This is a genomic window from Synechococcus sp. EJ6-Ellesmere (assembly GCF_024345875.1).
In the GTDB taxonomy this organism is placed as follows: Bacteria; Cyanobacteriota; Cyanobacteriia; order PCC-6307; family Cyanobiaceae; genus Regnicoccus_A; species Regnicoccus_A antarcticus.
Genome location: NZ_JAGQBY010000084.1, coordinates 1 through 14,134, shown reverse-complemented (window position 1 = coordinate 14,134; position 14,134 = coordinate 1). Strand labels below are relative to the sequence as shown.

Sequence of the window (14,134 nt, the reverse complement as noted above, 5' to 3'; positions counted from 1 at the left end):
GGATGTGGCGCCACGGGAAACCATCCCCGCCACGGCCCTAGCCATCGCGGTGGTGATGATCGGACTGCTGCCCGCAGGCCTCGGCCGGCTGAGTGAGAGCACCAGCACGGCGATTGCCAACGTGCCGCCCCTGGTGTCGGCCCTGCAGGCAGGGGGGCTGGGCTGATGCCGATCATTCCAGGCGAGCTGGTTTACAGCGGTGGCATGCCCAGCGCCGCTGAACTGGACGCGAAACTTCTTGCCGGCGAGACCCTTCTGGCGAACACGCCCGACCACCTGATCGAGGTGGTGGATGTGCTCAAGAGCTACGGCGAGGTGCTCGATGCCTACAGCACCAACCTGATCTATCAGGCCGAGAAGCAGTTCCTGCTGCCCTTCCCGCTGTTCAAGTACCTCGATGGCCACAACAGCCCGGCCAGAATCTGGCGCCACCTGAACCACGATCGGATCAACTTCGAGTACGCCGAGTACTGCATGAAGACGATGCTCTGGCATGGCACCGGCGGCCTCGATGCCTACCTGGATTCGGAGGCCTTTGCCGAGAACTGCGCCGCGATCATCCGCCGCAAGACCCGCCGCGATCCACTGCTGGCGGTGCTCCATCCCCTGTTTCCGGGTTTCCTGATCGAGCTGATCCGCACGGCGGCCACCACCCACGCCCTTGGTCAGTTCTGGCGGGTGATGAGCGATCTGTTCCTCGATCTGGCACGCGCCGAAGCCGATGGACGCGTGGACTCGATCGATGCCGTGGTGGAGTTCATCAAGGATGGCCTGGTGGCCGCCGCCGCCAACCCAATCACCTACGGGGTGGAGGTGATTGGCGAGCACCTCTGGGTGCTTCCACCGAAGGCGGGTCTCACCTTCCTGATGGATGTGGCCGTGCCCTACGTGGAAGCGGTGTTCCTGCGGGGCACGCCGTTCCTGGGCACGGTGAGCTTCAACGCCCAGGCCCACCAGATCTCGCCTGATCAGGCCCAGTTCGCCTACGGCGCCCTCTACGCCGACCCGCTGCCGAGCATGGGGGCGGGCATTCCGCCCAGCCTGCTCATGCAGGACATGTACCGCCACCTGCCGGAGCGGCTGCACAGCTGGTACCACCAGCGCACCCGGGGTGAGGGCGATGTGCGCGTGAAGATCTGCATGAGCTTCCAGAAGTCGATGTTCTGTGTGACCAATGCCGCCATCCGTGGCACCTTCCCCCATCCGCTCAGCAGCACCGATCCGGCCGAGCAGGCGGCCAACCGGGCCTACGCCGCCGCCTGGTCCGGCCGGCTGGCGGTGGCCCGCACCGATTGCCTGGATCCCAGCAGCTGAGCCAGGGGCCGTACCCATCGTCTGACCTAGCCTCAACACCATGGACCAGCCCTGGACGCCGCGCCCCAAACCCGAGCAGGCCGACCGGCTCGAGCGGCGCATCGAGTTCGAGGATTACGCCAGCAACCGCGCGTTCCTCGATCGCCTCAATGACTTCTGTGAACAGCAGGGGCGCTTCCCCGATCTGAGCTTCGGGAGCACCTACGTGAACATCACTGTTCGGCCCGTCGACGACGACACCCCGATCGCCGCCGCCGATCACGACTTCGCCGCGGGCATCGATGACCTCCTCGCCTGATCCCATCGCCACCGCGGCGGAAGCCGAAGGCTCCGTAACGGAGAACCTCGATGCCCCGGTGAACTTAGAGGCCGCCTATGAAGCCGCCAATGTTCAGGAGGTGCTCAACCAGCTTGATACCGAGTTGATCGGCCTGCGCCCGGTGAAGACCAGAATCCGTGAGATCGCCGCGCTGCTGGTGGTGGAGCGGGCCCGCAAGCAGGTGGGCCTCACCACGGCAGCCCCGAGCCTGCACATGTCGTTCACGGGCCGGCCGGGCACCGGCAAGACCACCGTGGCCGAACGCATGTCCGAGATCCTGCACCGGCTGGGATACGTGCGCAAGGGCCATCTTGTGACCGCCACCCGGGATGATCTTGTGGGTCAGTACATCGGCCACACCGCTCCCAAAACCCGCGAAATGCTCAAGAAGGCGATGGGCGGCGTGCTGTTCATCGATGAGGCCTACTATCTCTACCGGCCCGAGAATGAACGAGATTACGGATCCGAATCCATCGAGATTCTACTGCAGGTTATGGAGAATAACCGCGACGATCTGGTGGTGATCTTTGCTGGCTACAAGGATAAAATGGATATTTTTTACCAATCTAATCCTGGCCTCTCCTCACGGGTGGCCAATCACATCGATTTTCCTGATTATACCGCCGTCGAACTGCTGGCCATCGCCCAACTTATCCTAGCCACCGAGAGCTACCGTTTCGGCGAGGACGCCAAGGCCGCCTTCTACGAATACATCCAGCGGCGCATGCAGCTGCCCTTCTTCGCCAATGCCCGCTCGATCCGCAATGCCATCGACCGGGCGCGCATGCGTCAGGCCAATCGGCTCTTCAACCACATGGGGCGTGGCCTGACCAAGCTGGATCTGATCACGATCCAGGCCGAGGACATCACCGCCAGCCGGGTGTTCAAGGGGGAAGTGGAAGGGCTCGACCCCAGCCTGCCGCTCACCTGAAGGTCAGCGCCGGCGGCGGCTGTCGATCTGGAGCAGATCCCGCACCTGCTGCAACTGGCGGGCCAGAGAGGGATCAATCGCCAGCTTTTTCTCAATCTGCTCCACCGCATACATCACGGTGCTGTGGTCCTTGCCGCCGAAGACATCACCGATGCGGGGGAGGCTCAGGTCGGTGCTCTGGCGCAGCAGGTACATCCCCACCTGGCGGGCCTGGCTGACCGCCCGTTTTCGGCTGCTGCTGCGCATCTCCTCTCCGCTCACCCCGAACACCTCCGCCACCTTCTCGACCACCTGCTGTGGGGTGACCTGCACCTCGTTGCCCACCGGATCGAGCATCGGCGCCACCGATTCCACCGTCATCGGCAGACCGGTGATCGAGGCAAAGGCCACTGCCCGCGTCAGGGCGCCCTCCAGTTCTCGGATATTTGAAGTGAAGCGGCCGGCCAGGTACTGGATCAGATCACGGGGCAGGGCCATGCGCTCCTGCTCCGCTTTCTTGTGCAGGATCGCCATGCGCGTTTCCAGATCAGGCGCCTGGATGTCGGCGATCAGGCCCATGGAGAAGCGGGAGATCAGCCGCTCCTGCAGCCGCGGGATCTGGCTGGGGGGCCGGTCGCTGGCGATCACAATCTGGCGGCCGGCCTCATGCAGGGCATTGAAGGTGTGGAAGAACTCTTCCTGGGTGTATTCCTTGCCCTCGATGAACTGGATGTCGTCCACCAGAATCAGATCGGCGGCGCGGTAGCGGTCGCGGAACTTCTGCATCCCGTCCTTACGGATGGCCTGGATCAGGTCGTTGGTGAAGGTTTCGGTTGACACGTAGAAAACCCGGGCCTCCGGATCGATCTCCAGGCGGTAGTGGCCGATCGCCTGCATCAGGTGGGTCTTACCCAGGCCGACGCCTCCGCAGAGGAAAAGCGGATTGAACTCCCGCCCGGGCGCCTCGGCCACCGCAAGGGCCGCCGCGTGGGCCATGCGGCTGTTCGGCCCCACCACGAAGCGGTTGAAGACATAACGAGGGTTGAGCCCCGGAGCCGGGCGACGGGGCGTCTCGCCGCTGGCGGTGGGACCGGCGGGCCCTGCAGTGGCCCGCAGCACCGCCCCCGGTGAGGCCCCGGCGACGGTCTTCTGGGCTGCTCCGGGACGCTCGGCCGGGGTGGAGCCATTCAGGGCCCCATCCAGCTCCTGCACGGCGGCTGTGCCCACCTCCACCTGAATGGCGTGGCCGGCGAGATCGGTGGCCACTGCGGCGATCATGACCAGATAGTTTTTGCGCAGCCAGCCACTGGCGAAGCTGTTGGGGGCCTCCAGCTGCAGCTGGCCGTCGGCATAACCAGTGCAGCGGGCCGGCCGGATCCAGGTCTCGAAGGTGGGCTTGCTGAGGTTGGCCTGCAGTGCCCCCTGGACCCGGTGCCACAGCTCCTGACCCTGCTGCACCGTCCACTCCTCGCTCGGCAAGTGGCCGAATATAGGCAGCTTCCCCGACCCGCACGGTCTTTAATGAATCGCTTCGCGGCTCCGCTCCGCTCCACAGCCATGACTTCCCATTGCGCCCCTGGCCTCCCGTCGCCCCGCCGACGGGCCCTGGCCGCCGCCGGCCTCTGTGGACTCCTGCTGGGCAGTTGCGCGATCCCCCTGCCGAACATGCCGGGATTCCCCAAGCGCGGCGCCCCCGCTCCGGGGCCCCGGGTCAGTGACGCCCCCCCCGCAGCACCCATGCAGGCGGGCAACAATTTCATTGTGAATGCGGTTGAGAAGGTCGGTCCCGCCGTGGTGCGCATCGATACGGTCAAACGGGTGATCAATCCCCTCGGGGGCCTCTTCGGCGGAGGTCCTTCGATCCAGCAGCAGCAAGGCCAGGGGTCGGGTTTCATCACCCGCTCCGACGGGGTGATTCTCACCAACGCCCACGTGGTGGAGGGCACCGCCGAGGTGACGGTGACCCTGCCGGATGGACGCAGCTTCAATGGCAAGGTGCTTGGCGCCGATCCCCTCACCGACATCGCCGTGGTTCGGGTGGTGGCCCAGAAGCTTCCAGTGGCTCCCCTGGGGGACTCCAGCAAGGTGCGGCCCGGTGAGTGGGCGATTGCCATCGGCAACCCCCTCGGCCTCGACAACACGGTGACCGTGGGCATCATCAGTGCCATCCAGCGCACCAACGCCATCGGTGAAGGCCAGCGTGTGCCTTACATCCAGACGGATGCGGCGGTGAACCCGGGCAACAGCGGCGGCCCACTGATCAACGACCGCGGTCAGGTGATCGGCGTGAACACCGCTATCCGCCAGGCGCCGGGAGCGGGCCTGAGCTTCGCGATCCCGATCAACCTGGGCAAGCAGATCGCCGCCCAGATCCTGGAGAAGGGACGAGCCTCCCACCCCTACATCGGTGTGCGCCTGCAGGCGCTCACGCCCCAGCTGGCGCGGGAGATCAATGCCACCTCCAGCGAATGCCGCCTTCCGGAAATCGATGGAGTCGTGGTGGTGGAGGTGCTCAAGGGCAGCCCGGCAGCCAAGGCGGGCCTGCAGCCCTGCGACCTGATCGAGACCGTGGGTGGCAAGGCGGTGAAGAACCCCTCCGAGGTTCAGGTGGCCGTCGATCAGGGCAAGGTCGGCCAGCCGCTGATGATCAGCATCAAGCGGGGCAGCAGCAGCCGCGACGTCACCCTCGAGCCGGCGGAGCTGCGCTCCAGCGAGTGAGCCTGCTGACGCTGAGCCATCCCAGACGGCAGCTGGTGGTGATGGCCCGCTGGCCGGCGGCCGGCCGTTGCAAGAGCCGCCTGGGGGTCGGCATCGGCCGGGCGGCCGCCGCCCGGATCCAGCGGCGGCTGAGCGAGCACACCCTGGCGACAGCCCGGCAGGTGGACGGCGCTGAGCTCGTCCTGGCCGTGAGCGGTCTGGGGCCCCGGGGGGCGCGGCGCTGGGGCCACAGCCTCGGAGTCCACCGGTCCGTTCTGCAGGGGGACGGCGGCCTGGGAAGCCGGATGGCCAGGCAGCTGGCGCGGGCCTTCGGCGAGGGGGCCCAGCAGGTTCTGCTGATCGGCACCGACCTGCCCCTGCTGGCCAGCAATGATCTGGAGGCGGCGTTTGCGGCTTTCGCCAGCAGCTCCCTGGTGCTCGGGCCAGCCAGCGATGGGGGTTACTGGCTGATCGGGCTGAAGGGGTGCCGGCTCAGCCTGCTCAGCGGAATCCCCTGGGGCAGCGCTGATGTTCTCCGCCTGACCCTGGAGCGAGCCGCTGCGGAGGGCCTGGAGCCGGCCCTGCTGGCGCAGCGCAGCGATCTCGACCGTCCCGGGGACCTGGAGCCCTGGCTGGGGTGAGGGCAATTGCTGCGCCATCTGCAGCCGGTGCCCCCCTGGCGGTGGTGATCCCGGCATTGAACGAGGCGGAACACCTGCCGGCTCTGCTGGCGGATCTGGCCACGGCCCCCACCGAACTGGTCGAGAGCTGCCTGGTGGTGGATGGGGGCAGCCACGACGGCAGCCCCCGCCTCTCGGCCCTGGCGGGCGCGCGGGTGCTGCAGGTGACGGGGGGGAGGGGCTGTCAGCTGGCCGCGGGGGTGGCTAGCAGCGGTGCCCCCTGGCTGCTGTTGCTGCATGCCGACCTGCGCCTGGCGGCGGGATGGTGGGTGGCGGTGCAACGGGCCATGGCCGCCCCTGAGGCCCCCTGGTGCTTCCGTCTTGGAATCGAGGGGGCAGACCCTGGCCTGCGCCTGGTGGAGTGGGGAGTGCGGCTGCGCAGTGGCCCCGGTCAGCTGCCCTACGGCGATCAGGGGCTGCTGCTGCCGCGGCGTCTGCTGGAGCGGGCCGGCGGTCTTCGGGCCCTGCCCCTGATGGAGGACCTCGATCTGGTGCTGCGCCTGCGCCAGCTGGGCCCCATCCGCGACCTGGGGCTGCCGGTACGGGTGGATGGACGGCGCTGGCGGCAGCTGGGGATCTGGGGCACGGCCTGGCGCAATGCCCGGCTGCGGCGCGCCTGGCGCAGAGGCGCCGATCCAGCGGACCTGGCGGCGCGGTACTACGAGGCCTGAGCAGACTGGTGGCCCCTGTGGAGCATCAGGGGGAATACCAGAAGGCGCAGCGCCGCTCGTGGGGTTCCAGCTCCCACCCCTGCGACTGATAAAAACCCACCACTTCAGGATCGGCGAAGAGGCTGACCCGGTCCACCTCCATCAGCCTGAGCTGCTCAAGCACGTAGTCCATCAGTTGCCGTCCCAGCCCGGCACCTTGATAGAGCGGATGCACGGCCACATCCCAGACCGTGGCCTCCATCACCCCATCCCCGGTGCAGCGGGCGAAGCCGACCAGGCGCGGCACCCGCGGATCATGGCGCCAGAGGCCCACCCGCAGCAGGCTGTGCTGCAGGGCCTTGCGCACCCTGCGGATCGGACGGCGGCTCCAGCCGACGGCATCGCAGAGCTGCTCCAGTTCCACCAGATCGATCTCCCGCTCCAGACTGAGCACCAGCTCCAGCTGGGGGTTCGGACTGGGGCAACGGCGCCAACCGGAGCCGTAGAAGCTGGAGAGGAGCGGGTCTGTGTCCAAACCAGACGGCCGAGGCAACGCATTGGCACGATCCTGCCCGATCGAGGGCATTCCAGGGCAGGCTGGTGGAAGACCCCCTGAAGGGATTGGTTGCACGCCCCCAGGCCTTGGAACCCGACCAGACCGGGGTTCTGCTGGTGGGCCTGCACGGCTGGATGCTCTCCGGCAGGCTCTGGGACCCGCTGAGCGCTGAACTGCAGAACCGCTGGCGTCTGTGGTGCCCTGATCTGCCGGGCTTCGGAGCGGAACCGCGCCCGGCAGGCCTGCAACCCAGCCTGGCCAGCTACGGGCGCTGGGTGAGCGAGGCCTGCCGCCGGATCGATCCCGACTCACCCGTGGTGCTGATGGGCCATTCCCTGGGGGGAAGCATCGCCCTGCATGCAGCCGGGTCCCTGGGGTCGCGGCTGCGGGGGGTGATCCAGATCGCCGCCGGCGGCGGTGTGTATCAACCCAGGGCCTTTGCTCGGGTGCGGCGGGGGGGCTCCCTGGTCCTGCGCTTCCGCCCAGGCTGGCTGGCTGGGCTGCCGGGCACCGAGGCGATCCGCAGCCCACTGGTTGCGGAAGCGCGTGCGGCCCAGGGCCTGCTGGCCTGTAGCACGAACCGCGGCGCCGTCAGCCAGCTGCCTTCACTCACCGCCGCCCTGCGTGTACCGAGCCTCTGGATCGTGGGCAGCCAGGATCAGGTGATGGCTCCCCGCTATGTGCGACATCTGGCCGGCTATGCCCCAGACCACGAGCTGGCTGTGATCCCCGACTGCGGTCACCTGCCGATGAGGGAGTGTCCCCGCCAGCTGGCTGCCCTGATCGACGCCTGGCTGGAGAGGCTGCCCTGATCCCCAAGAGGTCGCTGAAAACCCGCCCACCTCTGCGAAAATGGGGTAACTGCCCCAGTCGCGTTTCGAGGTCAGCTGGTGCGCAGCGGCTCCCTGTTCTCCTACGTGTCGATCGAGAAGCGGATCCTGACTCTCGATCGCCTCAACCCCAGCTGCTGTGAGCTGTACGCCTCAGAAGGGCCCCATCGGTGCCGCCGGAGCGACTGCTGCTGGTAGTAGTAGGAACGGGAATGCAGGCTAAAAACGATTGCAGCACAGGGGATCTGGAACAGGAACCAGTTCATATGGCCCGCCCAGGGTTAACGACGTGAGGGGCCGAATCTGTCCAATAAAAGGCATCCATCTCACAGGTTCAGGTCACCCTCCCGATCGCTTCGGCCACGGTCTGCGGGATCTGCCCCACGTTGCTGCCGATTCGCAACCGGTTCTGCAGATAGCGACGGGTTTTCTTGCCATCGGGGGCCTCAGCCCTCTCCGTCACCGTTCAGTTCGATCCGCGTCCACCACGCCGCCAAGGCCATAAGGGCCTACCCGCCAACGTTGAGCAAACGATCGAGCCGTAGTTGATGGTCGGCGCTGGTGAGCCGCCTGTAGGCCAGGCCAACGACTCCGAACACCCCCAGCGCCGTCGCCGAAGCGATCATGAACAGGATCACAATCTGGTAGCGAACGGCCGCCTCCGGCGTCGCCCCCTGGAGGATCTGGCCAGTCATCATCCCCGGCAGGCTTACCAGCCCCATCACCATCATCGAATTGATCGTGGGGATCATCGCCACGCGGATGGCGTCGCGCACCACCTCCTGGCAGGCCTCCCAACGGGTCGCCCCCAGGGCCAGGGCCGTCTCCACCCGATCGCGCCCGTTGCGCAACCCCTCCATGAAGCGATCGAGTCCCAGGGAGATGCCGTTGAGCGTGTTGCCCAACACCATCCCCAGCAGGGGGATCAGATATTGGGGGTCGTACCAGGGCTGGGGCTGGATCAGCCCCGTCACCGCCAGGCCAGTCACCAGCGCCGAGGAGGCCATCACCGACAGCAGGCTGTTGAGGTAGATGCCAGCGAAGCGGCGCCGGGTGCGCTGAACGGCCGAAACCCCCGCGATCATGGCCATCGCCGCCCCCACCAGCACGATCAGCGGCGCATTGTCCTGGCGGAACAGCCACTCGAGCACGAAGCCCACCAGCAGCAGCTGCACCACCATGCGCAGGGAGGCCACCAGCAGGCTGCGAGCCAGGCCCAGGCGCAGCGCCGCCGAAAGCCCCACGTTCACCAGGATCAGCAGGGCGGAAAGCGCCAGGCGGCCATCGCTGATCGTCAGGGCTCCGGAACTCAAGGGGGTCACAGGCGGAGCTCCAGTGTCCGGGTGGCGAAGCGTTGGATCTGCTCGCTGTCGTGGCTGGTGAACACGGCGGCGCGCGGGCCTGCGGCGAGCCACTCGATCAGCAGGGCCTCGAGCGCGGCGGTGGTGGCCCCATCGAGGGAGGCGGTGGGTTCATCCAGCAGCAGCACGGTGGGATCGAATTGCAAGGCCCGCAGCAGCGCCATCAGCTGCAGCTCGCCGCCAGAGAGCCGCTCGGCGTCGTAGGCCAGGAACGATGGATCGCGCCCCAGGGCTGCCAACCATCCCTTGATCCGCTCGCGCCGCCAGCCCCCACGCCCGCGCAACTCCTGGAAATTCCAAGGTGAGCGCAGGTTCGCCTCAACCGTGCCCCCATGGGCGACGGGCCGCTGGGTGAGATACAGCACCATCGAGCGCCAGCGGGGTAACCCCCAGGATGTCGGCGTGCGCCCCTGCAGGCTGATCGTGCCGTCCTGCAGAGGGTCGAGCATGGCCAGGGCGCGCAGCAACAAGGTCTTGCCCGCCCCCGAGGGCGCCACCAGCCCCAGGCGCTCACCGGCAACCAGCTCCAGATCGAGTTGGCTCCAGAGGAGTCGATCCCCCAACTGACGCTTGAGCTCCTCGGCGCTCAGGAGCAGGGGGCGGTCCAAGGCGCGATGACAAGACAGGACTCACTTTGATCGAAGCCGCCGAGGTGAACGCCAACAGAACCAATCACGACTGCGTTGGTGTTCAGGCCTCCTGGCTCGGATCCCATCGGTGTCAAGGCGTCGCGTGTTGGCTTACAGCACGATTTGTTGGTTCGTCAGCGGTGCCGGCATCTGGCTCAATGCCAGCCCCACCACGCTTTTCCGGCCATTCCGTTCCAGCGGTTGCCTGAGTCCCGCAGCGAGCGCCTCACGGCGGTGCTGAAACGGCATGGCTTGGAGCCTCTGCCCCGCTTCCGTCACTTCGGGAAGCGGCACTGTCAGGGAGGCCTGGAGATTCAGACGACGCTCGCTCCAAACTCCCCTGCTATGCGTCCGGCCCTATAACAGTTCTAGGAACGATCGCCATCGGCCGCTCTTGGGCTGGCTGAGTGTGGAGTTCTCCAGCCAGTGCCACCGCCATGGGATACCAACCAATCGATAGGACTGGATGGCGCTTGTTCAACAAGCCACGTTGCTGAACAACGACTGCTCGATCATAAGTTGCTTACTTTGACGCTGCCGAAAGCAGGGCATCCTTTAGCCTGTCAGAATCGGCAACAGCATCAGTGCCAGGACCTTCACCAGTATTCCCCAGAAGCTCAGGCTTTTCAGCAAAAGACTCGATCAGAGCAGAGAAGAAGCTTTCTTGCTCATTGAGCATCTTCGTCTCCATGGTGCCTAACCTTCCACCGATGCACCAACGAACAGATCCATCAATACCTGTGATGACCACCCCTGGACGCTGAGAAAGTGCACCATGAATCGCTAAGGGATCGTCAGAGGAAAAGAATTGATCGGCTTCTTCTGGGGTGCAGCGGATCAAGGTTGCCTCTTGAGCTAATGGATGGAAACGTCTCAGAACCTCCGGCGTCGGCCTAGAGCCTGGCTCTAGGCCCCAGGACTCAGGGTGCCAGGCCACGTCAAGGGCGATGGCAACTCCATGTGGAATCGCACGCTCAAGAACCATCGTCAGCGTTGTGCTCTCTGTTGCCCCAACAAGGGAGTTGCTGGTGATCAGTAGCCAAGATGTTTTTGAGACATCTGGCATCAAGGTTTCAACCAGGCCCGCAGGTGTTTGATGGGAAGCGTAGGCTTCGCCAAAAACGGCTGAAAAATCAATAACAGCTGGCATGTGTGGATCGCTCATTGCAGTGGATAACTTCATGGAAGAAGCTAAGGGGCTGAAAGTCCTATTGTAAATTCGACATTTCAAGCAAGGGCAAAAGCAAGATCACCCCATACCCCCAGGCCTGAATTGGGCTTGAGTTTCAGTTACTCCGTTCCACAAACTCGTGGAATCGAGTGGCTAAGTCCTGGAGCAGATGATCTGTCTGGATCAGCAGAGTTTCCCAGTTCTCTTGGGTCGCTCGTCGCAAGCTCTCCACCTGAGCAAAGGCTTGATCTCGGGCCTCGGTCAGCTCAATCACTCGTTTTTCGGTTTCGACGCGGAGTTCCGACGACACACTTTGCAGTGCCTGCTGGAGTTGCTCGATCTGTTGTGACCAAGCCTCAATCTGTGCCTGCTTCTTATCGAGAATGGCTTGCCTGAGACGCTCATCCACTTGGCTTTGACCTTCAACTTGGTTGCCGATGGGCCGCTGAGTTGTGTTGGTCATTGTGCTACCTCTTTGTATTTGGCAATGGACACGCTTAATTGCGGGTGACTAGAAAGGGTCAGCAAATCCCTTGGCCATCTAGAATTGCCTGCAATGCATAAAAAGAACATATTCAGATCTGAATCGGAGAGCTTGAACCGATTGTGTGGCTCACCACAAAACTGATTGAAGAACCGATCCAATGGAGCGACTTTTAGTTGGTGGCGTCGTGCACTGCATCTTTCAGGTCTTCCAGGGCATGTTCACCGCTGGCCTGGGCTTGCTTGGCCTTGCCCGCCAGCTGATCCTTCTTGTCACCGGTGATGTTGCCAATGGTCTCCTGAGCCTTGCCTTCGATGTTCTTGGCGGTGGCTTTCATGTCTTTCCCCAAACCCATGACTGACTCCTTTGTGGGTGCTCACATCCATGTGATACGGATGTGTCCTCCAAGTCTGCTCAGGAACACGATCATTGATTCACTAACGACCTTTCGTCTTCCTTAAGTTCTCCTGCATTAAATCCGAAGCATTGAAGATTTTTCTCAGACATCCTCTGATCTGGCCGAATTGATGCGCATCTTCAGCAGTTCTGCTTCATTTCAGTGGATCCGTGCAGAGCACTCCCCATGAAGGATCGAAACGCCGGGCGCAACGTTGCATGGAGGCGGTACAGGACGCGGGCAGGCTGGTGAACGCCCGGGGCAGGCCGGCAGGCCGGCAGCAGCTCCGCCCCCACAACACACGATTCAAGCCCAGTGGCCTCCTCGCCGGGCTTCGTTGTGTCCTCGGGTGCTGGACACGGCCCCGGAGGCACCAGAATGGGTCACACTTCCCTGAGCAAGGAGAGGCCATGACCACCACCCTGGAGAAACCGACCGCGCTCCAGTGCGCCTGTCCGGGTTGTCACTGCACGGTGAAAACGGACACGGCATTCCGCAGCGGCACCTTGCTCTTCTGCAGCGACGCCTGCGCCACGGGGCACCCCAACGGCGAGCCCTGCCACGCCGGCTGCGGCTGCGAATGCCATGGCTGAACCTTGCTCCACCTCCCGCAGGACCGATCCCCCTGGAGCTGCAGGCCGGCGTGCACCTCGGCACTAGCGCAGGTTGTTGCCCTTACCGGGTGTCAGGCAACAGCGACAACCGGCCCGGATGCAGCGGCGTGTCCATGGTGCCGGCGCCAATCAGATCACACGACCTGATGCACGCCACCACCCTGCCGAACCATGAACGACCTGCCCGCCTGGAATCATCTCCTCCAGCACTACGTGGACCGGGCGGGCCGGGTGGATTACGAAGCCTGGAGAACCCATCACCCCGAGACCCTCAGCCGCTGGCTGGCCAGGCAATCTGCTGATTCCCACGGCCGACAGGATCACATCGCCCACTGGATCAACCTCTACAACGCTTTCACAATCCAGTCGGTGCTCTCGGCCTATCCAATCGCGTCGATCCGCCCCACCCTGATCGGGCTGCCGAACTGGATCGCGTTCCTGCGATTCTTCCAGCGGCGCGTGCATCGCCTTGGCAATGAGTTCTTCAGCCTGGCGCAGATCGAAAACAGGATGCTGCGCCAGCGCACTGGTGATCCCCGCATCCACTTCGCGATCGTCTGCGCCTCGGTTGGTTGTCCGCTGCTGCGCCATGAGGCCTACACGCCGGAGCGGGTGGACGAGCAACTGGAGCAGGATGTGACCCGCTTCATCAACAACCCTGCCAAGGTGCGATTCGATGCTGAGAGGGGCGTTCTGTACTGCAGCAAGATCTTCCGGTGGTACAAGGCTGATTTCCTGGCGGTGGCGCCTTCCCTGCCCGACTACATCCTTCCCCGCCTGAGCGGCGTTTCGGTACAGGATCATCAACCCCGGGTCGCGTTTTTGCCCTACGACTGGAGCCTGAATCAGCGGATGTCCTCGTAGAGGCGCTTCAGGGGTGCTGGTGGCATGCCCAGACCCCAGAGCATGCCGATGGAGAGATAGATCGCAGCGGCCTTGCCTGCGCCCCAGCGCTGCACCCGCCGGTCGGAACTGATCACCACCCGGTTGATCAGCCGGATGCGTCCCTGCTTCAGCAGCCGCAGGCAGAGATCGCCGTCCTCCAGGATCGGCAGAGCTTCGTTGAAGCCACCGACCGCCCAGAAGGTTTGCCGACGACAGATTATCACCTGATCGCCGAACAGCAGACGCAGTCCGCGCCAGTACAGGTGTGGGCGAAACAGCAAAGGCGCCAGATGGGTCTTGAGCAGGTTCAGGGCCGAAATCCCCCAACGGGTGGTGTCATCGCCACTCATCAGCGACACGAAGCCCGCCCCAGCGATGGCCCGGTCCTCCAGCACCCGCTCCGCGATCGCCACCAGATCGGTGGGAACGAGGGTGTCGGCATGCAGAAAACAGAGCAGGCTGCCGCGGGCCTGCCGCGCGCCTGCATTCATCTGGATCGCCCGGCGCGCTGATTCGCAGGTGAAGACCGCCACACCCGCAGCGGTGGCGATCGCCCGCGTGGCGTCGCAGCTGCGTCCATCCACTACCAGCACTTCGAGGGCCGGTGGATCGAGGGCACGCACATTCGCCAGCGTGC

General features: G+C 64.7%; 18 protein-coding genes and 1 pseudogene. 10 read left to right on the top strand and 9 right to left on the bottom strand.

Annotated features, from left to right (window positions below):
* Positions 1–165 precede the first annotated feature (165 nt).
* From KBY78_RS10335 to cbbX, 3 genes are read left to right on the top strand one after another with little or no spacing between them, the layout of a single operon-like run.
* Entirely contained in the window at positions 166–1,314 is a 1,149-nt protein-coding gene (locus KBY78_RS10335; RefSeq protein ID WP_255143524.1) for a CO2 hydration protein, read from the top strand.
* Between the two features lie 40 nt (positions 1,315–1,354).
* Positions 1,355–1,612 (top strand): 4a-hydroxytetrahydrobiopterin dehydratase, encoded by a 258-nt coding sequence (locus KBY78_RS10330; protein ID WP_006171054.1) that lies wholly within the window; start codon positions 1,355–1,357, stop codon positions 1,610–1,612.
* Positions 1,596–2,564 (top strand): CbbX protein, encoded by a 969-nt coding sequence (gene cbbX, locus KBY78_RS10325; protein ID WP_255143523.1) that lies wholly within the window; start codon positions 1,596–1,598, stop codon positions 2,562–2,564. The genes KBY78_RS10330 and cbbX overlap by 17 nt, the downstream gene beginning before the upstream one ends.
* Positions 2,565–2,567: 3 nt before the next feature.
* Here the strand turns inward: cbbX and dnaA are convergent, their stop codons facing one another.
* Positions 2,568–4,022, bottom strand: a complete 1,455-nt coding sequence (gene dnaA / locus KBY78_RS10320) for a chromosomal replication initiator protein DnaA (protein ID WP_255143522.1) — start codon at positions 4,020–4,022, stop codon at positions 2,568–2,570.
* Positions 4,023–4,100: 78 nt separating this feature from the next.
* On the opposite strand from dnaA, the gene KBY78_RS10315 reads away from it, so the two are divergent.
* Genes KBY78_RS10315 through KBY78_RS10305 form a run of 3 tightly spaced genes read left to right on the top strand, consistent with a single transcriptional unit; the run spans position 4,101 to position 6,591 of the window.
* Positions 4,101–5,261: a trypsin-like peptidase domain-containing protein gene (locus tag KBY78_RS10315; RefSeq protein WP_037980436.1), complete on the top strand. Its 1,161-nt coding sequence runs from the start codon at positions 4,101–4,103 to the stop codon at positions 5,259–5,261.
* Positions 5,258–5,881 (top strand): TIGR04282 family arsenosugar biosynthesis glycosyltransferase, encoded by a 624-nt coding sequence (locus KBY78_RS10310; protein WP_255143521.1) that lies wholly within the window; start codon positions 5,258–5,260, stop codon positions 5,879–5,881. Before KBY78_RS10315 ends, KBY78_RS10310 begins: the two co-directional genes overlap by 4 nt.
* On the top strand, positions 5,878–6,591 hold the full coding sequence (locus KBY78_RS10305) for a TIGR04283 family arsenosugar biosynthesis glycosyltransferase (protein WP_232201792.1): 714 nt from the start codon (positions 5,878–5,880) through the stop codon (positions 6,589–6,591). Before KBY78_RS10310 ends, KBY78_RS10305 begins: the two co-directional genes overlap by 4 nt.
* A gap of 25 nt (positions 6,592–6,616) precedes the next feature.
* Here the strand turns inward: KBY78_RS10305 and KBY78_RS10300 are convergent, their stop codons facing one another.
* A complete protein-coding gene (locus KBY78_RS10300) occupies positions 6,617–7,105 on the bottom strand; it encodes a GNAT family N-acetyltransferase (protein ID WP_006171048.1) in 489 nt (162 codons plus the stop codon).
* Positions 7,106–7,170: 65 nt separating this feature from the next.
* On the opposite strand from KBY78_RS10300, the gene KBY78_RS10295 reads away from it, so the two are divergent.
* On the top strand, positions 7,171–7,938 hold the full coding sequence (locus KBY78_RS10295; protein WP_399215694.1) for an alpha/beta fold hydrolase: 768 nt from the start codon (positions 7,171–7,173) through the stop codon (positions 7,936–7,938).
* A 75-nt stretch (positions 7,939–8,013) separates the two neighbouring features.
* Positions 8,014–8,150 (top strand): annotated as a pseudogene (locus KBY78_RS10290) (IS5/IS1182 family transposase); the annotation flags it as partial.
* 140 nt (positions 8,151–8,290) lie between these two features.
* Here KBY78_RS10290 and KBY78_RS10285 read toward each other — a convergent pair.
* From KBY78_RS10285 to KBY78_RS10260, 6 genes are all read right to left on the bottom strand, one after another.
* Positions 8,291–8,419 (bottom strand): hypothetical protein, encoded by a 129-nt coding sequence (locus KBY78_RS10285; protein WP_255143519.1) that lies wholly within the window; start codon positions 8,417–8,419, stop codon positions 8,291–8,293.
* A gap of 46 nt (positions 8,420–8,465) precedes the next feature.
* A complete protein-coding gene (locus KBY78_RS10280; protein ID WP_255143518.1) occupies positions 8,466–9,278 on the bottom strand; it encodes an ABC transporter permease in 813 nt (270 codons plus the stop codon).
* Positions 9,275–9,925, bottom strand: coding sequence for an ATP-binding cassette domain-containing protein (locus tag KBY78_RS10275; RefSeq protein ID WP_255143517.1), 651 nt, complete (start codon positions 9,923–9,925; stop codon positions 9,275–9,277). Before KBY78_RS10275 ends, KBY78_RS10280 begins: the two co-directional genes overlap by 4 nt.
* A 544-nt stretch (positions 9,926–10,469) precedes the next feature.
* The gene (locus tag KBY78_RS10270; protein ID WP_255143516.1) at positions 10,470–11,129 is read right to left on the bottom strand and encodes a fructokinase; all 660 of its coding nucleotides are present in this window, start codon (positions 11,127–11,129) and stop codon (positions 10,470–10,472) included.
* 103 nt (positions 11,130–11,232) lie between these two features.
* Positions 11,233–11,580 (bottom strand): hypothetical protein, encoded by a 348-nt coding sequence (locus KBY78_RS10265; RefSeq protein ID WP_255143515.1) that lies wholly within the window; start codon positions 11,578–11,580, stop codon positions 11,233–11,235.
* 193 nt (positions 11,581–11,773) lie between these two features.
* A complete protein-coding gene (locus KBY78_RS10260) occupies positions 11,774–11,938 on the bottom strand; it encodes a CsbD family protein (RefSeq protein ID WP_006171040.1) in 165 nt (54 codons plus the stop codon).
* 470 nt (positions 11,939–12,408) lie between these two features.
* Between KBY78_RS10260 and KBY78_RS10255 the strand changes: the two genes are divergently transcribed.
* Both KBY78_RS10255 and KBY78_RS10250 read left to right on the top strand, forming a co-directional pair.
* The gene (locus tag KBY78_RS10255) at positions 12,409–12,591 is read left to right on the top strand and encodes a conjugation transfer protein TrbI (protein WP_006171039.1); all 183 of its coding nucleotides are present in this window, start codon (positions 12,409–12,411) and stop codon (positions 12,589–12,591) included.
* A 192-nt stretch (positions 12,592–12,783) separates the two neighbouring features.
* Positions 12,784–13,476 (top strand): DUF547 domain-containing protein, encoded by a 693-nt coding sequence (locus KBY78_RS10250; RefSeq protein ID WP_255143514.1) that lies wholly within the window; start codon positions 12,784–12,786, stop codon positions 13,474–13,476.
* Here KBY78_RS10250 and KBY78_RS10245 read toward each other — a convergent pair.
* On the bottom strand, positions 13,458–14,134 hold a 677-nt coding region (locus KBY78_RS10245; RefSeq protein WP_255143513.1), incomplete at its 5' end, for a glycosyltransferase. The two genes, KBY78_RS10250 and KBY78_RS10245, sit on opposite strands and share 19 nt — an antisense overlap.